The sequence below is a fragment of the Actomonas aquatica genome, from assembly GCF_019679435.2.
Lineage (GTDB): Bacteria > Verrucomicrobiota > Verrucomicrobiia > Opitutales > Opitutaceae > Actomonas > Actomonas aquatica.
Genome location: NZ_CP139781.1, coordinates 2,260,893 through 2,283,797 on the forward strand (window position 1 = coordinate 2,260,893; position 22,905 = coordinate 2,283,797).

Below are 22,905 nucleotides of genomic sequence, written 5' to 3' on the forward strand. Positions count from 1 at the left end.
CCCTCATGCCCCGCCGCCGCACCACCAAAAAAACCGCCCCTGCCAGCCCGCCCATCGACCGCGCGGGGGTGAGCATGCCGGCGTGCGACCATGACCCGGTGAGTGCCCCGGCCCGACCGATCAAAGCCGCCTATTTTAACCGCGAACTTTCCTGGCTGGCCTTCAACCGCCGCGTGCTCGAGCAGGCCCGCAACCCGAGCTGCCCGCTCCTCGAACGCGTCAAGTTCCTCGCCATCGTCTGCTCCAACCTCGACGAGTTTTTTGAGATCCGCGTCGCCGGCCTCATCCAACAGGTCGAGAGCGGCGTCGAAAAATCCGGCCTCGACGGCCTCGGTCCGCGCGAACAGCTCCGCCGCATCCACTCCGTCGTCGCCTCCCTCGTCGACGACCAATACCGCCTCTGGCACGACGAGCTGGTGCCCGCCCTCGCCGCCGAGGGCGTGCACTTCAAATCGGCCGACGAACTCACCTCCGCCGAACTCGCCTGGGTGCGTCACTACTTCGATGAACAGGTCTTCCCCGTGCTCACCCCACTCGGACTCGACCAAGCCCACCCCTTTCCCCAAGTCGGCAACAAGACGCTCAACGTCGTCGTCTCGCTCGACGATCCCGATACCCCGGAAAACGAGCGCCACGCCGCCATCCTGCCCGTCCCGCGCATCCTGCCGCGCCTTGTGCGCATCGATCCCGACGGCACCCACCAGCAGACCTACATTTTCCTCAGCGAGATCATCAAACTCTGCGCCGACGCCTTCTTCCCCGGCTACCGCCTCAACGGCGCCCACGCCTTCCGCGTCACCCGCAACAGCGACCTCTACATCGACGAGGAAGAAGCTGAAAACCTGCTCCAGACCATCGAAGCCGAGCTGCGCAACCTCAAGCGCGGCGCCGCCGTGCGCCTGGAGATCGAGGAAGGGGTCGACGACGAGATCTTCGAAACGCTCTGCAACCACCTCGAGCTCTCGCACGAGTATGTCTTCCGCCTCGGCGGCCCGCTCAACCTGCTGCGGCTGATGAGTCTGGTTGAACTGGATCGGCCCGATCTGAAGTATCCCAACTTCACCCCCGTATCCACCTCTCCCCTACACGCGGGCGAATCCCCCTTTGCCACCCTCGCCCAACAGGACGTGCTGCTGCACCACCCCTACGACAGCTTTGAGCCGGTGGTGGATTTTGTCACCCTCGCCGCCCGCGACCCGCAGGTGTTTGCGATGAAGCAGACGCTCTACCGCACCAGCGGCGACTCCCCCATCGTGCGCGCCCTGATCGAAGCGTCCAAAAACGGCAAACAGGTCACCGCCTTGGTCGAACTCAAGGCCCGCTTCGACGAAGCCAACAACATCCAATGGGCCCGCCAGCTCGAGGACGCCGGCGTGCACGTGGTTTACGGTCTCGTCGGCCATAAGACCCACTGCAAGTGCTCCCTCGTCGTGCGCCGCGAGGGTAAGGTCCTGCGTCGCTACGCCCACCTCGGCACCGGCAACTACAACCCCAAGACGGCCAAGCTCTACACCGACCTGAGCCTCTTCACCTCCCGCCCCGACATCACCGAGGACGTCGCCACGACCTTCAACACCCTCACCGGCTTCTCGCGCAAACCGACCTTCCAACGCCTGCTGGTGGCCCCCTTCAACCTGCACAGCCGCCTCCTCGATCTGATCGACCGCGAGACCGCCAACGCCGCCGCCGGCAAGCCCGCCCGCATCATCGCCAAGATGAACTCCCTCATCGACAAGGCCGTGATCGACCGCCTCTACGCCGCCTCCCGCGCCGGCGTGCAGATCGACCTCATCATCCGCGGCATCTGCGGCCTCGTGCCCGGCATGCGCGGCCTGAGCGAAAACATCCGCGTGCGCAGCATCGTCGGCCGTTTCCTCGAACACGTGCGCGCGTTTTATTTTCACAACGCCGACGGTGAACCCGACATCTACGCCGGCAGCGCCGACTGGATGCCGCGCAATTTCTTCCGCCGTATCGAAGTCATTTTCCCCATCGACGATCCGCAACTGCGCGCCTGGTTCCTCGACGAGCTGTTCCCGCTCGAACTACAGGACAACGTCGATGCCCGCGAGCTGCGCGCCAACGGCTCCTACCGACCCGTGCCCCGGCGCGCCGGCGAACCCACCTTCTCCGTGCAGACCTACTTCATGGCTGCCGCCGGCCAACGCGTCCGCTACCAAAACGAACGCGACTCCCTCGCGCTGTAGGCCGCGCCCACCTCGGCGCCTTCAATCCGAAATCGTAATTCGTAATTCGAAGTGGCGGAGAGGGAGGGATTGGCTGGACCTTCGGTCCACCGCTACGCGGCGCTTCCGCTTTGCTCCAGCGGCCCATCTCCGGTGCAGCTGCACTGCACCTCCGTCGAACCCGGGTTCTCATCCCTCACTTGCGTCCGCCCTTCCCGCAGCCTCACCCACAATCCAAAATCGAGATTCCAAAATCGAAAATCGACAATGGCGGAGAGGGAGGGATTCGAACCCTCGTTACCTTGCGGTAAACCGCATTTCGAGTGCGGCGCGATCGACCACTCTGCCACCTCTCCTAATTGTCACGGTGAAGCGTGGGAGGGCAGACCGTAGGAGCCCGGCACAAAAACGGAAGCCGAAAGTTAACCAACCGCAGAACGTGAAATCCTCCCTGGCCTCTGCCTCGCCCCGCGCCGCTTCCCCTCCGTGTCCACCTCAGGTGTTGGCGTCCTCGTCCGGTGCCAGTTCGCGCTGATTCGCCGGCAGGTGATGGTGCAGGAAAACGTAGTAGTTCATCAGCCACCAACTCCGCGACGAACGGTAGAGCAGGATCGGCACGACCACCGCTCCCACGCCCGCCACCACACTCGCGGTGACACCTGAAAATACGCCCGCCAGATAGAGCAGCAATACCGGCACAAGGAAGAGCACGATGGTGATGCCGTAGTTGAGCGACATCGATCCGAGGAAAAACCCCTCGTCACGCTCGATCGTCAGACCGCACTGCGGACAGGATTTATTGAGCTCAAAAAAACGCCCCTCCTGGAAGAGCGTGCGACCGCCGCAATTGGGGCAGCGGTTGGTCAGGCCGCGCGCGATGATCTGTCCTCGGGTAACTTGCATGGGGTGGAAAAGTCAGAGGCTAGGAGACGGCGACCTATTCGCCAAAACGAAAACGCCCCCCGCGAAAAGCGGGAGGCGTCTTCGAAAAACGAACCAAACAGCGGCGACTTAGGCGCCGAGCTGGTAACGGGTGAAGCGGCGGATCTGGATGTTCTCGCCGGTCTTCTGGATGGTGGCGGTGACGAGATCGCGGATGGTCTGGTCCGGGTTCTTCACGAACGGCTGGTCGAGCAGCACGCTCTGCGCGTAGAACTTTTCGAGCTTGCCCTCGACGATCTTCTGCACGGCCATCGGCGGCTTGCCCTCAGCCTGGGAAGCAGCGATCTCGCGCTCCTTCTCGACGAGCTCGGCCGGCACCTCTTCGCGGGTCACCGCGGTGGGAGCGACGGCGGCGATGTGCAGGCAGATGTCCTTCACGAAGGCCTTGAAGTCGTCGTTGCGGGCCACGAAGTCGGTCTCGCAGTTGACCTCGATGAGGACGCCAACTTTGCCACCGAGGTGGATGTAGCTCTCGATGATGCCATCCTTGGCCTCACGGTCGCCCTTCTTGACGGCATTGGCCTCACCCTGCTTGCGCAGGATGGTGGTGGCCTCCTCGACGTCGCCGTTGGCATCGACGAGGGCCTTTTTGCATTTCATGAGACCCGCGCCAGTCGCCTTGCGCAGATCGTTCACCATTTTGGCGGTAATCTCGGTGCTCATTGTAGGAAAGGTTCGATGTATTCGAAATTTGGAGACGAATCCCGGGGCTTATTCGGCCTTCGGGGCCTCTTCGGTGGCGGCCTCGGCGGGCGCGTCATCCTTGGGGGCGGCGATCTTCTTGCCGGAAGCCGGCTCGGGGATCACGACCTCGGTGGTCTCGACCGGCGCGGCGGCCTCGGGGGCAACCTCGGTCTCGGCCTCGACGCCAGCAGCGGCGGCGACCGCGGCGGTGGCGGCCTTGAGGTCGGCCTGGCCACGGGCGATGCGGCGGGCGTCACGCTGACCGAGACCGTTCTGCACGGCTTCGAGCAGGGTCTCGACGATCACGCGGATCGACTTCACGGCGTCGTCGTTGCCCGGGATCGGGTAGGTGACGTTGGAGGGATCGGAATTGGTGTCGACCAGCGCAATGGTCGGGATGCCGCAACGCTCGCCCTCGGCGACCGCGATGTCCTCGTGGGACACGTCGATGATCACCATGGCCTGCGGGAGGTCGACCATGTCGACGATGCCGGCGAAGTTCTTCTGCATGCGGACCATCTCGCGCTTGATCGCGGCCTGCTCCTTACCGCCGAGCTTGGAGAGTTCGCCGGAGGTGTCCATGGCCTGATACTTCTTATACTTGGCGATGGAGCGCTTGACGGTCGCGAAGTTGGTCAGGGTGCCGCCGAGCCAGCGGTCGACGCAGTAGGGCATTCCCACGGAGGTCGCGGCCTCGCGGACGATTTCCTGAGCCTGGCGCTTGGTGCCGACGAAGAGCACGTTGCCGCCGTCGGCGACGAGATTGGTGAGGGCCTCGCTGGCCGCTTCAAGGCGAGCGAAGGTTTTGCCCAGATCGATGATGGTGATGCCCTGACGGTGATCGAACACGAAGGGCTTGGAACGCGGGTTCCAACGTTTGGTCTGGTGGCCGAAGTGGACACCGGCGTCGAGGAGGTCTCGGACGGTAATGCTGAGGTTGCTCATGTGAGTTTTGATCTATGTATCTGCGACACACAGGTCGGTCTATGGACCGCCTTGCGATCGAGTAATGGTTAGTGTGATGGGTTAAACGAACGGGTCTTTCCGGGGAAAGAGTGGTCGAACACAGAGACCCGGCAGGCCCTAGGCAAGAGCAGATTCAGGAATTTTAAAAAACCCTGTTGACACGTAACAAACCCGCCACATTCCTCTGCCTCCCTTCGTTGAGGAGAGCCCTCCGGTTCGCCTCCACTGTTCTCTCAAATTTTCCCAATTTGACTCCGCCGACCGTCCTCGCGACGTTCCGCGTCCCACTTTTGTTGCAGGGTGGAGCAGTCTGGTAGCTCGTCAGGCTCATAACCTGAAGGTCCTGGGTTCAAATCCCAGCCCTGCACCCAATTTAAACCCGATCTGGGCCACGCCGATCGGGTTTTTTTGTGCCCCATTACCAGCGTGTAGCCATGGCCGTGTCGGCCATTCCCACGTGTCCACGATCTGCCACCCCGTGTCCTGCCGGGTCCGTCCGTAGGCCTCAAAAAATTATCCACCGCCCCATCAACGGCTTGCCCATTCGCTCACAAATCCCGCTTGGCGGCTCCATCAAGTAGTGTTCATTTGAACACATGCCTGATAATCTGACGCCCAAGCAACAAGCCGTGCTCGATTACGTGCGGGCCCACCGCGACCGGCACGGCGTCTTCCCCACCCTGCGCGAGATTCAGGCTCACTTCGGCTTCGCCAGCCCCTTCGCCGCCACCCGCCACCTGCAGGCGCTCGAAAAGAAGGGCGCTCTCAGCCGCTCCCCCGGCAAAGCCCGCGCCTTTCGCCTACCCGCCTCACAAACTGTGGGAGCGGGTTTATCCCGCGACGCCCTGCCCCTCGGCCTCCTCTCAGTCCCCGTCTTCGGCGTCATTCCCGCCGGCTTGCCTGCGGCCAACGCCCAACATCCCGACGCCGACGAAACCGTCGCCATCGACCCAACCACCCTCGGCCTGCGCCCCGACTCCCGCCGCCCTCTCTTCGCCCTGCGCGTGCGCGGCGACTCCATGATCGGGGCCAACATCGTGGAGGACGACCTCGTCTTCCTCACCCCCGGCGAGCCCCGCTCTGGTCAGATCGTCGCCGCCCTCATCGACGGTGAATCCACCCTCAAGCGCTTCCTGCACCACGACGGCCGCCCCGTCCTGCGCGCCGAAAACCCACGCTACCCCGACCTTCTGCCCGCCGAGGAACTCCTCATCCAAGGCCTGATGGTCGGCCTGCTAAGAAGGGTGAATGGAAAAGAGTGAAGGGTGAATTCCCTCCCCCGCCTCCCCGCCGCCCCCGCCCCCTTTCACCATTCCCTCTTCACCACTCACCCTTCCTCCGTGTCTTCCGCGCCTTCCAACTTGGCTGCGCTTCGGCATCTGCTCGCCGAACGCTTCCCGTCCGCCCATCGGACGGTCGACCCGGCGCGCCTGCCCACCGGACTGAAGGCCCTCGATGAACCCACCGGCGGTGGCCTGCCCCTCGCCGCCCTCACCGAACTCGTCGCCCCCGCTCCCAGCGGCGGCTCCCACCTCCTGCTCGGCCAACTGCTCGCCGCCACCCGCGCCCGCCGCCAACGCGCCGCCCTCGTCGATCCCACCACCAGCTTCGACCCCGAATCCCATCCGCCCGCCACGCTCCAACACCTCGTCTGGGCGCGCGGCGGCAGCGTGACCGACGCGCTCACCGTCACCGATCTCTTCGCCCGCGACGCCAACCTCGGCCTCGTCGTGCTCGACCTGCGCTCCGCCGCCCTGCGCGACCTCCGCCGCGTGCCCGCGCCCCTCTGGTATCGCCTGCAACGCGCCGTCGAGGACACCCAGCTCGCACTCCTCGTCATCACCCCGCGTGCCCTCGTGCCCAGCGCCGCCCTCCGCCTCGAACTCAACACCCCCCATCCCCTTGCCGACCTCGCCCGCAACCGTCCCGACCTCCTCCCGCAACTCCTCCCCCACCTCGCCCGCCAACGCCAGGCTCACGCGCTGAGCGCGTGAGCCATGTAAGATGTAGGATGTATAATGTGAGATGTATCCTTTTTCTCTATACACTGCCCACCGCCCCTGCCGCGCGTAGGCGGTAGCCGACTTGTGCGCCGAAGCCTTGGCGAAGGAGTAAGCCATCCGTGTCCATCCGTGGTTAAAAAAAAGCCCTGCCTCTCGGCATCCTCCTTCGCGGTGCTGCATCTTGCCGATTTTCCGCTGCAGGCCTTGCTCCGCACCGCGCCCGACCTCGCCACGCGACCCGTCGCTCTGCTCGACGGTGAACGCAAACGCGCCCTCGTCCTCGCCTGCACCCCGGCCGCCGCCGCCCACGCCGTCGAGCCCGGCCTCACTGCGCCCGCCGCCCTCTCCCGCTGCGCCGATCTGCTCCTGCGCCAACGCCAGCCCGCCGCCGAAGCCGAGGCCACCGCCGCCCTGCTCGCCGCCGCCGCCACCCTCGCCCCCCTCTACGAAGACACCGCCCCCGGCATCGCCACCGCCGACCTCACCGCCCTGCCCGGCCCGCAGCGCCTCCCCCGTATCCAATCGGCCCTTACACAACTCACGACCCTCGGCCTGACCGCCACCGCCGCCCTAGCCCCCACCCCCCTCCTCGCCCGCTACGGCGCCCAAAATCTTTCTCCTTCTTCTTTATCTTTCTCTTTCTCCCCGCCCACCGAGGCCTCACTCGAAAATCCAGAATCAAAAATCCAAAATATCCAAAACCCGCAGGGTTTCCTCGCTCCGCTCCCCCTCGCCATCGCCGAACCTTCCGCCGAACACGCCGCCATCCTCGCGCTCTGGGGCGTGCGCACCCTCGGCGACCTCACCGCCCTGCCCAAAGCCGACGTCGCCCAGCGCCTCGGCCCCGACGGACTCGCCCTCTGGGAACGCGCCGCCGGCCAGACCACCCGCCCCCTCCAACCCGTCACCCCACCCGCCACCTTCTCCGCCACCCTCGAACTCGAGTTCGCCATCGAAACCCTGGAACCGCTGCTCTTCCTCCTGCGCCGCTTCACCGATCGCCTCGCCCTCGAGCTCTCCACCGCCGCCCTCTCCGCCGCCGCCCTCACCCTCACGCTCACGCTCGATAACGACACCACACACACGCGCACGATCCGCTTACCCGAACCCACCGCCTCGGCCAACCTGCTCCACCGCACCCTGCACAGTCACCTCGAGACGGTGTCAACCGACTCGCCCGTCATCGCCGCCCGCCTCGACCTCGAGCCCACCCGCTCCCTGCACCGGCAACACGGCCTCTTCGATTCCGGCCTGCGCGATCCCCACGGCTTCGCCGAAACCCTCGCCCGCGCCGCCGCCATCCTCGGCGAAGACCATGTCGGCACCCCACAACTCACCGACACCCACCGCCCCGACGCCAGCACCCTCGCACCGCCCGCCGTCGCCATCGATCCGCTCGGTGAACCCGCCCCCCTGCCGCCGCTCGGCCTGCCCCTGCGCCGCTTTCGTCCGCCGCTCCCCGCCCGCGTCGAACTCGCCCCGACCACCCGCATCCCCACCCACCTCGTCACTTCCACCGTGCACGGCCCCATCCTCGCCCACCAAGGCCCCTGGCGCGCCAGCGGCGACTGGTGGCAACCCGACCAAGCCTGGACCCGCCAGGAATGGGACATCGCCCTCGGCCCGCCCGCCCCCGGCCTCTACCGCCTCACCCAAACCCCGTCCGGTTGGTATCTGGACGGTGAATACGACTAACCAAGTCATAAGTAAGAAGTCCGAAGGCAGAAGTATCAGGCCTCACTTCTTACTTCCTACTTCTTACATCATACTTGGCTTCGCCCGCTTACATCGAACTCCACGCGAGCAGCGCCTTCAGCTTTCTGCGCGGCGCTTCGCAACCCGCCGACCTCGCTGCCGAGGCCGCCCGCCTCGGCCTGCCCGCCATGGCCGTCTGCGACCGCGACGGCGTTTACGGCGCGCCCCGCTTCTACGCCGCCGCCCGCGAGCACGGCCTGCGTCCCCTCGTCGGTGCCGAGCTAACCCTGCTCGACGGCACCGCCCTGCCCCTCCTCGTCACCAACCGCACCGGCTACCAAAACCTCTGCCAACTCATCAGCCTCACCAAGCAAACGCCACGCCCGGATCCCGTATTGAACCGCGAGCGCAAACGTCCCTGCCACGCCACCTGGGACGAACTCGCCGCCCACGCCGAGGGCCTCATCGCCCTCACCGGCGACGCCGACGGCCCCCTGCTCTCCGCCTACCAACACGGCGGCCCCACCGCCGCCGCCGAGGCCCTCGCGCCCCTCCAACGCATCTTCGGTCCCGACCGCCTCTACGTTGAAACCCAACGCCACCGCGTGCGCGGCGAGGAACGCACCGTCTCCTTCCTGCGCGACCTCGCCGCCAGCACCGACCTGCCCTTGCTCGCGACCGGCGGTATCACCCACGCCACCCGCGACCGGCGCACCGTGACCGATGTATTCACTTGCCTGCGACATCACACCACCCTCGATGCCGCCGGCCGCCTGCTCGCACCCAACGCCGAACGCCACCTGCACGCCCCGCGCGTCATGGCCCAGCGTTTCGCCGACCTGCCCGAGGCCCTCACCAACACCCTGCGCCTCGCCGACCGCCTCGAGTTCACCCTCTCCGACCTCGGCTACCGCTTCCCCGATTTCCCCACCCCGCCGTGGCACAACATGGCCTCGCTCCTCCGCGAGCAGGTCTACGCCGGCATCGTCGAGTTTGTGCCCGCCCTCACCGCCGCCTACCGCCGCCAAATCGACGCCGAACTCGCCCTCATCTCCAAACTCGGGTTCGAGGGCTACTTCCTCATCGTCGCCGACATCTGCCGCTGGGCCCGCTCCCGCGGCATCCTCATCCAGGGCCGCGGTTCCGCCGCCAATAGCGTGGTCTGCTTCGCCCTGCGCATCACCGCCATCGACCCGGTCAAAAACCGCCTGCTCTTCGAACGCTTCCTCAGCGAGGGCCGCATCGGTGCCGACGGTCGCCCCTCCTGGCCCGATATCGATCTCGACCTGCCCAGCAGCGACCTGCGCGAATCGGTCATCCAAGAGGTCTACGCCCGCTATGCCCCCGACGGCGCCGCCATGACCGCCAACGTCATCACCTACCGCGGCCGCGGCACCACCCGCGAACTCGGCAAGGTGCTCTCCCTGCCCGACGACGTGCTCGACCGTTTCTCCAGCCTCTTCCACGGCGGCGACTTTCCCCACACCCTTTCCCTCGAAGACCAGCTCCAGCAGTCCGGCCTGCCCGCCACCCATCCCCGCGCCGCCACCCTCGTGCGGGTTTACGAGCAGATGCGCGGTCTGCCCCGCCACCTCGGCCAACACTCCGGCGGCATGGTCATTTGCGGCGGCCGCCTCAACCAGGTCGTCCCGCTCGAGCCCGCCTCCATGCCCGGCCGCGTCGTCGTGCAATGGGACAAGGACGACTGCGAGGACCTCGGGATCGTCAAAGTCGACCTGCTCGGCCTCGGCATGATGGCCACCCTGCAGGACTGCTTCGAGCTCTGTAACCAAAATGGGGATACGCTCTCGCTCCAATCCATCCCGCCCGACGATCCCGAGACTTTTCGCATGATGCAGGAGGCCGACACCGTCGGCGTGTTTCAGGTCGAAAGCCGCGCCCAGATGTCGACCCTGCGTCGTTTCAAACCGGCCTGCTTCTACGACGTCGCCATGCAGGTCGCCATCGTGCGCCCCGGCCCCATTGTCGGCAAACTCGTCCACCCCATCATCCGCCGCCGCCATCACGGCGAACCGATCGTATGCCTCGACCCCGAGGTGCACGACCTGCTCCTCCCCATCCTCGAGCGCACTTACGGCGTCGTGCTCTTTCAGGAACAGATGCTCGCCTGCGCCATGGCCCTCGCTTCCTACGACGGCACCCAGGCCGAGGAACTGCGCCGCGCCATGGGCTTCTCGCGCGGCACCGAACGCCTCGAACGCGCCCTCACCCACCTTCGCGCCGCCCTGCGCGTGCACGGTTGGTCCGACCGCATCGCCGACCTCCTCATCGAGTCCGCCTCCAACTTCGCTCTCTACGGTTTCCCCGAGTCGCACTCCATGAGTTTCGCTCTGCTGGCCTACGCCAGCACCTGGCTCAAAGCCCACCGCCCGGCCGAGTTTGTCTGCGCCCTGCTTAACAACCAACCCATGGGCTTCTACGGCCCCGCCACCCTCGTGCAGGACTCCCGCCGCCACGGCGTCACCTTCCTCCCCGTCTGCGTGCAAAAATCCGACTGGGCCTGCACGATCGAATACCCGGATCCTGCTGAGGGCCCTGCCCGCCGAAGCTCCGCCCCGCGGAGCGAAGCGCGGGTCCGCCTCGGCCTCTGCTACGTCAAGGGCCTCGCCGCCAAACCCACCCGCGCCATGCTCGCGGCCCGCGCCGAGCGCCCCTTCACCGACATCGAGGACTGGCTCGCCCGCACCACCTTCAGCGCCGCCGACCGCCGCGCCCTCGCCGCCCTCGGTGCCCTCAATACCTTCGCCGGCGACCGCCGTGCCGCCCTCTGGCAGGTCGAAGCCGCCTGGTCCCCCCACGAGCCCCTCTTCCAACGCACGTATCAACAAACTGAATTCGCCGCCCTCCAAGTGGCCGAGGCTTCCAGCCTCGGCGCGGCCCCTCCGTCACCGCCCCAATCCAAAATCGAGACTCCAAAATCAAAAATCCTCGCCCCGATGTCCCGCGCCGAGCGCGTGGCCGCCGACTTCACCGGCATGGGCCTCACCGCCGGGGTGCACCCGATGGCGCACATCCGCGCCCGCCTGCCCGACGTCTGGCGCGCCGGTGATCTGCCCTGCGCCAAGGACCGCCAAACGGTCACCGTCGCCGGCAGCGTCATCTGCCGCCAACGCCCCGGCACCGCCAAAGGCTTTGTGTTCATCTCCCTCGAAGACGAGACCGGCGTCGCCAACTGCATCGTCACGCCCGACCGCTTCGAACGTTACCGCCTCACCATCAACCTCGAGCCCGCCCTGCGCATCACCGGCAAACTCCAGGTCCAGCACGGCATCATCCACATCAAGGCCGAGCAGATCGAAGCCCTCCGCCTCGCCGACCTCCCCGCCCAAGCCTCCCACGATTTCCATTAATGTGCACTTTTTCTGCAAACTTGCACATTGTGCATTTTTTCTGCACTTTTACTTTTATTGCAGATATTCCGCACGATGAAGAATACGACCCAATTCATTTTCATGGCCGATGTGATTGGCAGCGAAGCCCATCCTTCACGCGCGCTGGGAACCCACCTCAAGGCCACCACGACCACCGCGAACCGGAAATTCGCAGAAGCACTGCGTTCGCCCCTCACCGTCACTTTGGGAGATGAGTTTCAGGGGCTCTGCACGAACCTTCGAGCGGGCATCGATCTCATTCTCTGGTTCGAACACCAGTTGCGCCAAAAGCCCCTCGAGGTGGCCAAAACGGCGCACCCCTATGCCCTGCGCTACGTTCTGCACGCCGGGCAAGTCGACACTCCCATCAACCCAGAACGCGCCCACGGCATGCTCGGACCAGGCCTGACCCACGCCCGTCGCACCCTCGAGGCCCATCGCCGCGGGGCTCCGCGCATTCAGGTCGATTTGCCGGACGCTCAACTTGCCTCGCGCCTCCAGAACCTCTTCGGCGTGCTGACAGCGCTGACCGACGATTTTAAGCCGGCCGACTTCACCTTCATCGAAGCCCTCTTCGCCACCACCGACAGCGAAAAACTGAGTCGCCAGTTCGACCGTCATCGGACCAGCATCGAACGTCGTCGCGTCACCCTCAAAATCGACGCCTGCCTGACCCTGGAACGCCTCCTCCGCGACCATGCCGATTGAGCTCAAACTGATCCTCTTTGCCACCGCCGTATTCGTTATTGGCGAAGTGGTCGCTCGCCCCATCTTCGCCCGCATTCGACGCGCCTACGGCCCCCAACTCGCCCGCCCGCCGGGCGACGGACGAGTCGCGCACCGCAAGGGTTTGCTTGAACGCCTCGTGCTCTACATCGGGCTCCTCCTCGGCTACGCGGTCATCCTCGCCGCCTTCGGCGCCTTCAAACTTGGCACGCGCCTGCAAAAGGACAGTGGCGACGAAATCACCAACGACTACTTCCTGATCGGCAACCTGACCTCGCTGCTGATCGTGCTGGCCGACATCATCGTGCTTCGGCTCATCCTCGGCCAACGCCCGTTCTAAGCTTCGGGCAACTCCGCCACGCCCATCCGCTCGCGCGTGAAGGTCGCCAGATCCTCCGGCCACGGCGCGCGGAACACCCAGTCCACTCCCGCCGGCCGCAGATCGATCTCGGCGCAGTGCAGCGCCTGCCGCCGCAGCAGCAGCGTCGCCGCCAGCTCCTCGCTCCAGCCGTCGTCGATGAAGCGCAAAAACAGCCGCGGATCCGGCCCGTAAATCTTGTCGCCCACCACCGGGTAACCCAGCCACTGCGCATGCGCTCGGATCTGGTGTTTGCGTCCCGTCTGCGGTCGCACCTCCACCAGCGAAAACCCGTTGCGCACCACCCGCGGCAGGTAGTGCGTCACCGCCGCCTTGCCCTCCGGCGTCACCCAATCCTTCACGTGCACCGGACTCTCGTAGTCGCGCCCCAGCGGCTGATCCACCGTCACCGGCTCCGCCAACTCCCCCGTCAGCACCGTCAGGTAACGTTTCCCGACTTTCCGCGTCATCATCGCCGTCTGCAACCGACTCGCCATGGCCGCGTTCTTGGCCATCACCACCACCCCGCTCGTCTCCCGATCGAGGCGAAACACCAGATGCATCGTGTCGAGCCCGGTGTATTCGCGCGCCGCGCCCACCAGACTCGAAGTCGGGCCGAACTTCGACGGGTGACACACCACCTCGCCCGACTTGCTCACCACCAACAGGTCGTCGTCCTCGTGCAAAATCCACGAGCGCAACTCATCCATGTCGATGAGCGTCACCCGATCCTCCCGAAACGGCCGCGGCGGCCACGGCCCATACACCTGGGCCGGACTCAAGGACTGCTGCGCGGAATCTGTCGACGACGTATCGCTCACCGCCGCACCCAACACCGCCAAGTAAATCCGAGCGAGACCGAACAACGGATTGAAACAAAAACCATCCCCTCCTAGAAATTAGGGAATACAGGTATGCAAACCACAGTGTCCATAAACCCCATCATTTCAAAATGGTATAGCGTGAGAAGCGTGTGGGAAGATTTAGACAGGTCCCACATCGCACGATGCCATGAAATTTTAGACTACGCATTCTACCTACTAGACGCTGACTCCCCAAATAGAGATGAGCGAGGCAGTATAGTCATACACCTCAATAAAATCGTCGAACTAAGGACCAAAGAACTAAATGAGACATACAAACTAAAACACTTCTACCCAGGAACAAGAAACCAGCTCGAACGCCTTGAGTGCCTCGGCATAGTTCGCCCCCACCTAATGAACAAACTCTCCAGAGTTCGTAACATTTTTATACACAACGATTCCGAACCACCCACAAACAAGGAACTTCGAGACTTGGGTGAATTCTGCTGGTATTTCCTTCAATCCACCAATCCATACCTCTCAGGGAGAACTTCAGAGATTGAACTGAATGAAATCGGATCCCTCGCAGAAACCGACATGTCAATTTCAGTAAAAACCGAATTCGACTCCCCTGAACCCGAAATAGAATTAACAGCACGAGGAACCAGTGAAATAATCCGATTCGGGCCAATCGATGGCTGGTGGCAATTTCCTAATTTTAAACCAATCGGCCCACTGGGCCATGAGTTTCATTTTGTCGAAATAGACAATGTCCCAAAAGACGAAATAAAAGAAATCCTACTTCAAAAATTCTTCACGGTTTTATAAATTCATGATCAAAAATCCCATCCTGCCCGGCTTTAATCCCGACCCGTCCATCGTCCGCGTCGGCGACGATTATTACATCGCCACCTCCACCTTCGAGTGGTTCCCCGGCGTGCAGATCCACCACTCCCGCGACCTCGTGAATTGGGAGCTCGTCGCCCGCCCGCTCGACCGCCCCTCCCAGCTCGACATGATCGGCAACCCCGATTCGGGCGGTATCTGGGCACCCTGCCTGTCCTACAGCGACGGCCTCTTCTGGCTCATCTACACCGACGTGAAGCAGTGGACCCACACCCGCTACAAGGTCACCCACAACTACGTCGTCACCGCCCCCAGCATCACCGGTCCGTGGAGCGAACCCACCTACCTCGACTCCGCCGGTTTCGACGCCTCGCTCTTCCACGACGACGACGGCCGCAAGTGGTATCTCTCCATGATCTGGGATCACCGCACCGGCAAAAATCAGTTCACCGGCACGCTCCTCCAAGAATTCGATCCGCAGACCCGCACCCTCATCGGTCCGCGCAAAAACATCTTCAAAGGCACCGACCACGAATTCACCGAAGGTCCGCATCTGTATAAGAAAGACGGATACTACTACCTCCTCGTGGCCGAGGGCGGCACTTGGTATACGCACGCCGCCACCATCGCCCGCTCCCGCACGATCGACGGCCCCTACGAGGTCGACCCGCTCAAACACTTCCTCACCTCCAAGGACGACGAATCCGCCACCCTGCAAAAAGCCGGCCACGCCTCCCTCGTCCAGACCAAGTCCGGCGCTTGGTATGTGGTGCACCTCACTGGTCGCCCGCTGCGTGACAAACGCTGCACCCTCGGCCGCGAGACCGCCATCCAGCGCTGCTCCTGGGAACCCGAGGGTTGGCCGCGCCTCAGTCACGGCGGTTGCGTGCCGACCGTCGACGTCGAGGACGACGGCCTGCCGCTCACCAGCCCGACCCCGCCCTCCCGCTCCCACCGCGAGGAGTTTGATACCGCCGACCTCTCCATTCACTTCCAAGCCCTGCGCCGCCCCATCACCAAGGATTGGTTGGAGCTCACCGCCCGTCCCGGTTGGGTGCGCCTCCACGGCGAAGAGCCCACCACCTCCAACTTCCGCCAAGCCCTCATCGCCCGCCGCCAACAGGCCTTCGATGTCGAGGTGACGACCCGCGTGGATTTTGACCCGGTCGACTTCAAACACATGGCCGGCCTCATCGCCTACTACGACACGACCAACCACTACTACCTGCGCATCACACGCGACGAGGAACTCGGTCGCTGCCTCGGCATCATCCGCACCGATGCCGGCGACACCGGGGAATTGCCCGACGTCGAGACGGCCCTGCCCGACGCCGGTCCCGTGCACCTGCGCGTGACCATCCACCGCGAGGCCCTCCAGTTCAGCTACTCCCTCGACGGCAGCACTTGGATCGCCATCGGCCCCGAACTCGACGCCACCATCCTCTCCGACGACTACCACTCACTCGGCTTCACCGGCGCCTTCATCGGCCTCAGCGCCCAGGACCTCAACGGCCACGGCCACCCCGCCGATTTCGACTACTTCGACTACCAGGAATTGTCGGAGTAAAAGCTCCCGCCGCGGCGGTCCGGTTCATTCCACCGGACTGCCGCGCAACTCACCCCCGGGCGCGGGCATTTCGTCCCAGCGCACTCGAACCTTCACTGGCCCTCGCCCCTCTTGGCGCCGGTAATACCCCCTATTAACCCCGCTTGATCCCCACTCCTCCGACCATGTCGCGTCCGTTCATCCGTCTCGCCCTGGCCCTCGGCCTCGCCTGCGCCGTCACCGCTGCCGCCACCTCGGCTGCCATCGAAAATCCCGTGCTCTACTGGAACGACCAGGCCCTGCACGCCACCCGCCTCTCGCGCAACCCGCCACCCGTGGCCGCGCTCCACCTCGGCACCTTCCACGCCGCCATCTTTGATACGGTCAACGGCTTCGACCAGACTTGGGAATCCTGGCTCGTCGACGAAGCCGCACCCGCCGACGCCAACCGCGACGCCGCCATCGCCGCCGCCGCCTACCTCGTCCTGCAAAACATCTGGGGCAACGAGGTGAACCCGCGCGTCATGAAAAAGGCCTACGACGAAGCCCTCGCCGACTTGCCCGCCGACGCCTCCCGCGCCGCTGGCATCGTCTGGGGTCGCGCCGTCGCCCAACGTGTTCTCGACGAGCGCGCCAAGTCCGGCCTCGACCAACCCTACGCTGGCGAAATCTCCTCCACCGAAATCGGCAAATGGCGTGAGACCCCGCCCGCCTTCCGCCCGCCCGTCTCCCCCTCGGTCGCGCACGTGAAGCCCTTCGTGCTCACCTCCCCCGACCAGTTCCGCGCCCCGCCGCCGCTCCCGCTCGACTCCGCCGCATACGCCGACGAGCTCGCCTTCACCGCCAAGGTCGGCGCCCGCGACGACGCCGAACGCGACGAATACCAAACCCTCTCCACGCCTTTCTGGGCCGACGACCTCGGCACCGCCACGCCCGCCGGCCACTGGTGCGTGATCGCTCAGGACGTTGCCCGCCGCAAGGAGTTCAGCGTCGAGCAGACCGCGCACCTGTTTGCCCTGCTCACCCTCGCCACCGCCGATGCCGGCATCTCCTCCTGGGAGTCCAAGTTCTACTACCTGCACTGGCGCCCCGAGACCGCCATCCGCGAGGTCACGCCCGCGGTCAACGCCCACGCCTCCGCCGAGCCGGAGTTCATTCCCAACATGGCTTCCCCCGCGCACCCGACCTACACCTCCGCGCACTCCACCTTCACCGGCGCGTCTTCCCGCATCCTCGAACTCTACAACGGCAGCGACGACTTCGAGTTCACCTCCACCTCCGACGGTCTGCCCGGCGTCGTGCGATCCTACGAGAGTTTCTCCGAAGCCAGCATCGAGCTCAACATGAGCCGCGTCTGGGGCGGCATTCACACCATGCTCGACGTCGTCGAAGGCCGCCAAGCCGGCCTCAAGATCGCCGACTACGTCTTCGCTCACGCCCTGCGCCCGCGCGAGTAAGCGCGCAACCCGCCAACCCCCTACGTGGCTACGAGCGTGAGCGAGTGGCCTCACCACCTGCCGAGCAAACGACCGACGGCAGGCCCCCTTTCTCTTACCCCAAACCACCCGATCCCATGCCCGCCCAACGAACCTTGCACCTCTTCGCTGGCGCCGCCCTCACCGCCGCCGTTCTCGCTTCGACCGCGCCCCTCGCCGCTCAGTCCGACGCTGCCTCCGCCCCCGCCGTCACCTCCCACCCGCTCGCCGCTCGCACCGCCGCCGCCGAGGGCGCCCCGCCCTTCACCCGCCTCTCCGCCGAGGAAACGGGCCTCACCGTGCCCAACCTCTACAACGACCCGCGCATGTGGGGTGACCGCTTCCGCGAATACACCCTCGGCGCCCTCGAAACCGGACTCGCCATCGCCGACTTCGACCGCGACGGCATGCCCGACATCTACGCCGTTTCCAAAAACGGTCCCAACGCTCTCTACCAACAAACCGTCGCCGGCCGTTTCCACGACATCGCCCCCGCCTGCGGCGTCGACGTTGCCGATGACCCCGCCGGCCAGACCGGCGCCGCCGCCGTCGACCTCAACCAGGACGGCTGGCCCGACATCTACCTCTGCCGCCTCGACGCGCCCAACCTGCTCTTCATCAACAACGGCGACGGCACCTTCACCGAGATGGCCGCCGCCTACGGCCTCGCGATCCACGACGCCTCCGTGCACGCCTCCTTCGCCGACTACGATGGCGACGGCGACCTCGACGCCTACGTTGCCACCAACATCCTCGACTTCTCGCGCAGCCCCACCGGTCAACCCGACTACCTCATGCGCAACAACGGTCCCGGCCCCGACGGCCATCCGACCTTCGAGAACGTTGCCCTCGACGCCGGCATCTGGGGCAAGTCCCAGGGCCACACCGCCATCTGGTTCGACGCCAACCGCGACGGCTGGCCCGACATCTATGTCGCCAACGACTTCGAGACCCCCGACCGCTTCTACCTCAACAACGGCGACGGCACCTTCACCGACGTCGTCGACGAACGCCTGCCTCACGTGACCTACTTCTCGATGGGCTCCGACGCCGGCGACCTCAACAACGACGGCGAGATCGACTTCATCGTCGCCGACATGCGCGACCGCACCCGTGCCGGCTTCATGACCGGCATGGAGGAAATGGGCCGCGGTCTCTGGGAAATGGAACGCGTCGCCGAACTCATTCCCCAATACATGTGGAACGCCGTCTACCTCGGCACCGGCACCGACTACTACGAAGAGGCCGCGTTCCTCACCGGCATGGAGGCCACCGGCTGGACCTGGGCCACCCGCATCGTCGACCTCGACGGCGACGGCCGCTCCGACCTCTTCTACACCAACGGCATGCTGCGCAACTTCGTCGATGCCGACCTTGTCGACCGCCAAAACGTCGCCCCCAATCTCACCGCCCGCGCCCGCGTCTGGCGCGACGCCCCCGTCCGCGCCGAACCCAACCTCGCCTACCGCAACGACGGCGATCTCGGTTTCACCGACGTATCCGAACTTTGGGGACTCAACCACACCGGCGTCTCCTTCGGCTGCGCCATCGCCGACCTCGATAACGACGGCGACCTCGACATCGTTTACGCCAACCTCGAAGGCCCGCCCACCATCGTGCGCAACGACCAGACCGGCCACCACCGCGTCGCCCTGCGCCTCGAAGGCCACGCCCCCAACCGCAACGCCATCGGCGCCGAGATCAGCCTTACCACCGCCGGCGGCACCCAGATCCGCCAGGTCTTCGGCGAGCGTGGCGTCGTCTCCTCCGAACTCGGCACGATCATCTTCGGCTTGGGCGAGCATGACACCATCGAAGCGCTCAGCATCCGCTGGCCCGACGGGGCGACCTCCACCCTCACCGACGCCCCCGTCGACCGCCTGCTCGTCATCTCCCAACCGGCCCCCGCGCCCGACACCACGCGCCCGACCGCCACCCTGCACGCCGACCTCAGCGGCGCACTCTTCCGCGAAACTGCCGCCGAGCGTGGACTCGACTTCACCAGCGACGCCTACCCCTTGGAAGAACTCGCCCGCCAGCGCCTGCTGCCCCGCCGCCTCGGCCAGACCGCCCCCACGCTCGCCACCGCCGACGTCAACGGCGACGGCATCACCGACGTCTTCGTCTCCGGTGCCCGCGCCCAAGCCGGCCAACTCTTCCTCGGCCAAGCCGATGGCACCTTCACCGTTGCTGCCAGCCAACCGTGGACCGAGGCCGCCGCCGCCGATGACACCGGCGCCCTCTTCCTCGACGCCAACCTCGACGGCCACCTCGATCTCTACATCGCCGCCGGCGGCGTTGAACCCACGCAAGGTGACCCGCTCCTCCACGACCGCGTCTACTTCGGCGACGGCGCAGGGAGCTTCACCCTCGGCCAGACGCTCAAGGACGGCACCAGCACCGACGCCGTCGCCTTCGATGGCCAAAATCTGCTCTTCGTCGGCGGCCGCTCCGTCCCCGGCGAATGGCCCAAAGCCCCGCGCTCCTTCCTCTATGTCACCAGTCCTGACGGTTTGGTCACCGTTGATGCGCCTGAACTTGCCGACCTCGGTATGGTCACCGACGCAACCTTCGCCGACCTTAACGCCGACGGTGAACCGGACCTCGTTGTATCCATCGAATGGGGACCGGTGAAAGTGTTCACCAACCACTCCGGCCACTTCACCGACGCCACCGCCGCCCTCGGCCTCGCCGACCGCACCGGCTGGTGGAGCGCGGTCAGCGTGAGCGATTTCAACGGCGACGGTCGCCCCGACATCCTCGCCGGCAACGTCGGCCTCAACACCAAATACTCCGCCTCGGCCGAGCGCCCCGCCACGATCTTCGCCGGCGACCTCGATGGCCGCGGCAACTTCGAAATTCTCGAAGCTCAATACGACACCGACGGCCAACTCTACCCCGTGCGGGGTCGCAGCAAATTGTCCTACTCGTTCGCCGCGATGCGTCGTCAGTTCCGCACCTTTGAACGCTTCGCCGCGGCCTCGGTTTACAACATCTTCGATTCCGAGCTGCTCAACGCCGCGCTCAAACTTGAAGCCACCGAACTGCGCAGCGGCGTTTATCTGCAGCAGGCTGACGGCACCTACCGATTCGAAGCCCTACCCACCGCGGCCCAGCTCGCGCCCATCCACGGCTTCGTGCACGCCGACCTCGACGGGGACGGTCATGCCGACCTCTATGTGGCCGGCAACGACTTCAGTCCCGAGCCCTCGACCGGCCGCTTCGACGGCAGCATCGGCCGCCTCTTCCTCGGCGAGGGGCAAGGAAACCTCACCGAAATCAGCCCCGGCAACTCCGGCCTCGTCGTCCCCGGCGACACCCGCGCCCTCACCCTCCTCGACGGCGAAACTCCCCGCCTCCTCACCGCCACCGCCCAAGGCCCCCTCCGCCTCTTCGAACGCCGATAACCCCAGCCTAAGGGGTCAATCTTATATTCTTGATTTCCTGACTCTAAACAACTCCGCGCCGACCATTGCTCGCCTTCTGGACTTGCCCCTCCGGCGCTCCTGATTCCCCATCACCATTCAAGTTTAGCCCCTGCCCCACACCCGATCTGCCCCTGCTCCGCCATGATCTCGCATCGTTCGTTGCTGACCTCTGCCCTGCTCGCAATCTCGACCCTTTCTGCCACCGCCGCCGTGGATTGGCTCGACTCCCTCGACGCGGGCCAAGCCGCTGCCACCGAGCGCAATCTTCCGCTCTATCTCCACATCGGCGATCCGCTCAACGAGCTCACCGGCGCCATGGCGCGCCAGACCTTCGCCAATGACGAGGTCTCGGCCTTCCTCAACGAGCACTTCGTCTGCGTCCACCTCAACCGCGACGATGCCCCCGCCCTCGCCGGCTTCGGCCAACAATGGCTCGCCGCTGATCAGAAACTCCCCGGCTGGCCACTCAACCTCTGGTTCACCCCCGACCTCCAGCCCATCGAAGGCGCATCCTACCTGCCCCCCACCGAGGAGTGGGGTCGTGAGGGTTTCATGGTGGTGGCCGGTCGCATCGCCGAACGCTGGGGAGCCGACGCCGAGTCCGTGCAACAAGGCACCGCCGCCACCCAGCGCCTCATCGCCGACTACCTGCCCTTCGCCGCCGAGCCGCCTGCCGACCTCGACGCCGCCCTCGCCACCGCCGCCTCAGATTGGCTCGCCCGCTACAACGCCGAGCTCGGCACGTTCGGCGAAGCGCCTCACGGTATCGAACCGGAACTCATCCGCTTCCTCATCGCCCGCGGCGGCGACGCCCGCGCCACCGCCCTCGCCTCGCTCAAGGCACGCATTCTCAGCCCCCTGCGCGATCCCATTGACGGCGGTTTCTATCGCGCCACCGCTGACAGCGAAGCCCGCCTCCCGGTCTTCCAAAAACGTCTCACCGATCAGGCCCGCATCGCCCTCGCCTGCATGGATGCCGCCGCCGTGAGTGACGACCCCATCTACGCCGCGGCCGCCAAGAGCGCGCTCGACTACGCCATCAACCGCCTGAGCCCGGTTGGCGACGGCACCTTCGTCATTGGCGAAGATGCCACCGCGCCCGAATCCGTCGCCCACCAGACGTGGCTTTGGAACGATCTCGTCGCGCTGGTCGGCGAAGACATGGCCACCGCACTCGGTGCCCGCGCTGACGGCAACGTCAACGCCGACGAAGACCTCGAAGGCCACCATGCCGGCCGCAACGTGCTCGACGCCGATCCCATTACGATGCGTCCGCAGCACATGTTCGATCTGCGCGCCAAGGTGCTCTTCGCCCGCGCCGATTTCGCCGCCGTGGTCGTCGATCACACCGCCACCGCGGCCGCCCACGCGCTCATGTATCACGCCATGAAACGCTCCGAAGCGGAGCTCGGCGACCTCGACCACGGCGCCTACGCCCTCGGCACCAAAGCCGCCCTGCTGCGCGACTTTTCCGCCGGCACCGAGTTCTTCTCGCGCACCTCCCGCAGCGAAGTCCCGGCCACGCCCGAAGACTACGTGCTCACCGCCCTCGCCTTCGAAGATCCCGCGCTCGCGGCCGCCGTGGACGAGAAGTTCTACGACGACGAACTCGGCCTCTACTACGTCACGTCCGACGAGGTGCTCGGCCTGCGTCCGCTGTGGTGGACGCCGGGTGCCGGCGACCTCCCGGCCCCGACGGTGTGGCGCGTGATGCTTGGCAACGCGCCCGCGCTCATGGTCGACGAGCTCACTCTACCCTTCGAAAACCCCGACGTGCCGCCCGCCGGCGCCGTTCTGCTCGCGTTGCAACAAACCCTGAACTGACGCGCCACGAATCGGGCGGCGGGCGATTACA

Annotated in this window: 16 protein-coding genes and 2 tRNA genes; 13 read left to right on the plus strand and 5 right to left on the minus strand. The window is 65.4% G+C overall.

Features of this window, described 5'->3' with window-relative positions:
- The first annotated feature begins 5 nt into the window (after window positions 1-5).
- A complete protein-coding gene (ppk1, locus tag K1X11_RS08870; RefSeq protein WP_221029791.1) occupies window positions 6-2,207 on the plus strand; it encodes a polyphosphate kinase 1 in 2,202 nt (733 codons plus the stop codon).
- A gap of 247 nt (window positions 2,208-2,454) precedes the next feature.
- Here ppk1 and K1X11_RS08875 read toward each other — a convergent pair.
- The 4 genes from K1X11_RS08875 to rpsB all read right to left on the minus strand — a co-directional run bounded on the left by K1X11_RS08875 (window position 2,455) and on the right by rpsB (window position 4,757).
- Window positions 2,455-2,542, minus strand: a tRNA-Ser gene (locus K1X11_RS08875).
- Window positions 2,543-2,681: 139 nt separating this feature from the next.
- Complete coding sequence (locus tag K1X11_RS08880) at window positions 2,682-3,089, minus strand: DUF983 domain-containing protein (RefSeq protein WP_221029790.1); 408 nt, start codon at window positions 3,087-3,089, stop codon at window positions 2,682-2,684.
- 108 nt (window positions 3,090-3,197) lie between these two features.
- The gene (gene tsf / locus K1X11_RS08885; RefSeq protein ID WP_221029789.1) at window positions 3,198-3,791 is read right to left on the minus strand and encodes a translation elongation factor Ts; all 594 of its coding nucleotides are present in this window, start codon (window positions 3,789-3,791) and stop codon (window positions 3,198-3,200) included.
- A 48-nt stretch (window positions 3,792-3,839) separates the two neighbouring features.
- Entirely contained in the window at window positions 3,840-4,757 is a 918-nt protein-coding gene (gene rpsB, locus K1X11_RS08890; protein ID WP_221029788.1) for a 30S ribosomal protein S2, read from the minus strand.
- Window positions 4,758-5,072: 315 nt separating this feature from the next.
- Here rpsB and K1X11_RS08895 point away from each other — a divergent pair.
- From K1X11_RS08895 to K1X11_RS08925, 7 genes are all read left to right on the plus strand, one after another.
- A tRNA-Met gene (locus K1X11_RS08895) sits at window positions 5,073-5,149 on the plus strand.
- Window positions 5,150-5,374: 225 nt separating this feature from the next.
- Window positions 5,375-6,040 (plus strand): transcriptional repressor LexA, encoded by a 666-nt coding sequence (lexA, locus tag K1X11_RS08900; protein WP_221029787.1) that lies wholly within the window; start codon window positions 5,375-5,377, stop codon window positions 6,038-6,040.
- A 78-nt stretch (window positions 6,041-6,118) separates the two neighbouring features.
- Entirely contained in the window at window positions 6,119-6,772 is a 654-nt protein-coding gene (locus K1X11_RS08905; protein ID WP_221029786.1) for a RecA family protein, read from the plus strand.
- Window positions 6,773-6,910: 138 nt separating this feature from the next.
- On the plus strand, window positions 6,911-8,476 hold the full coding sequence (locus K1X11_RS08910; RefSeq protein ID WP_221029785.1) for a Y-family DNA polymerase: 1,566 nt from the start codon (window positions 6,911-6,913) through the stop codon (window positions 8,474-8,476).
- A 74-nt stretch (window positions 8,477-8,550) separates the two neighbouring features.
- Window positions 8,551-11,847: a DNA polymerase III subunit alpha gene (locus tag K1X11_RS08915; protein WP_221029784.1), complete on the plus strand. Its 3,297-nt coding sequence runs from the start codon at window positions 8,551-8,553 to the stop codon at window positions 11,845-11,847.
- A 75-nt stretch (window positions 11,848-11,922) separates the two neighbouring features.
- Window positions 11,923-12,576: a SatD family protein gene (locus K1X11_RS08920; RefSeq protein ID WP_221029783.1), complete on the plus strand. Its 654-nt coding sequence runs from the start codon at window positions 11,923-11,925 to the stop codon at window positions 12,574-12,576.
- The gene (locus tag K1X11_RS08925) at window positions 12,566-12,934 is read left to right on the plus strand and encodes a hypothetical protein (protein ID WP_221029782.1); all 369 of its coding nucleotides are present in this window, start codon (window positions 12,566-12,568) and stop codon (window positions 12,932-12,934) included. The genes K1X11_RS08920 and K1X11_RS08925 overlap by 11 nt, the downstream gene beginning before the upstream one ends.
- Here the strand turns inward: K1X11_RS08925 and K1X11_RS08930 are convergent.
- Window positions 12,931-13,818, minus strand: coding sequence for an RluA family pseudouridine synthase (locus tag K1X11_RS08930; RefSeq protein WP_225919310.1), 888 nt, complete (start codon window positions 13,816-13,818; stop codon window positions 12,931-12,933). The two genes, K1X11_RS08925 and K1X11_RS08930, sit on opposite strands and share 4 nt — an antisense overlap.
- A gap of 60 nt (window positions 13,819-13,878) precedes the next feature.
- Between K1X11_RS08930 and K1X11_RS08935 the strand changes: the two genes are divergently transcribed.
- The 5 genes from K1X11_RS08935 (at window position 13,879) to K1X11_RS08955 (ending at window position 22,874) form a co-directional block, all read left to right on the plus strand.
- Window positions 13,879-14,583, plus strand: coding sequence for a hypothetical protein (locus tag K1X11_RS08935; RefSeq protein WP_221029781.1), 705 nt, complete (start codon window positions 13,879-13,881; stop codon window positions 14,581-14,583).
- Between the two features lie 4 nt (window positions 14,584-14,587).
- Window positions 14,588-16,168, plus strand: a complete 1,581-nt coding sequence (locus K1X11_RS08940; RefSeq protein WP_221029780.1) for a glycoside hydrolase family 43 protein — start codon at window positions 14,588-14,590, stop codon at window positions 16,166-16,168.
- A gap of 164 nt (window positions 16,169-16,332) precedes the next feature.
- Window positions 16,333-17,604, plus strand: a complete 1,272-nt coding sequence (locus K1X11_RS08945) for a vanadium-dependent haloperoxidase (RefSeq protein WP_221029779.1) — start codon at window positions 16,333-16,335, stop codon at window positions 17,602-17,604.
- A 116-nt stretch (window positions 17,605-17,720) separates the two neighbouring features.
- Window positions 17,721-21,029 (plus strand): VCBS repeat-containing protein, encoded by a 3,309-nt coding sequence (locus K1X11_RS08950; RefSeq protein ID WP_221029778.1) that lies wholly within the window; start codon window positions 17,721-17,723, stop codon window positions 21,027-21,029.
- A 162-nt stretch (window positions 21,030-21,191) separates the two neighbouring features.
- Window positions 21,192-22,874, plus strand: a complete 1,683-nt coding sequence (locus K1X11_RS08955) for a DUF255 domain-containing protein (RefSeq protein WP_221029777.1) — start codon at window positions 21,192-21,194, stop codon at window positions 22,872-22,874.
- The last annotated feature ends 31 nt before the right edge of the window (window positions 22,875-22,905 follow it).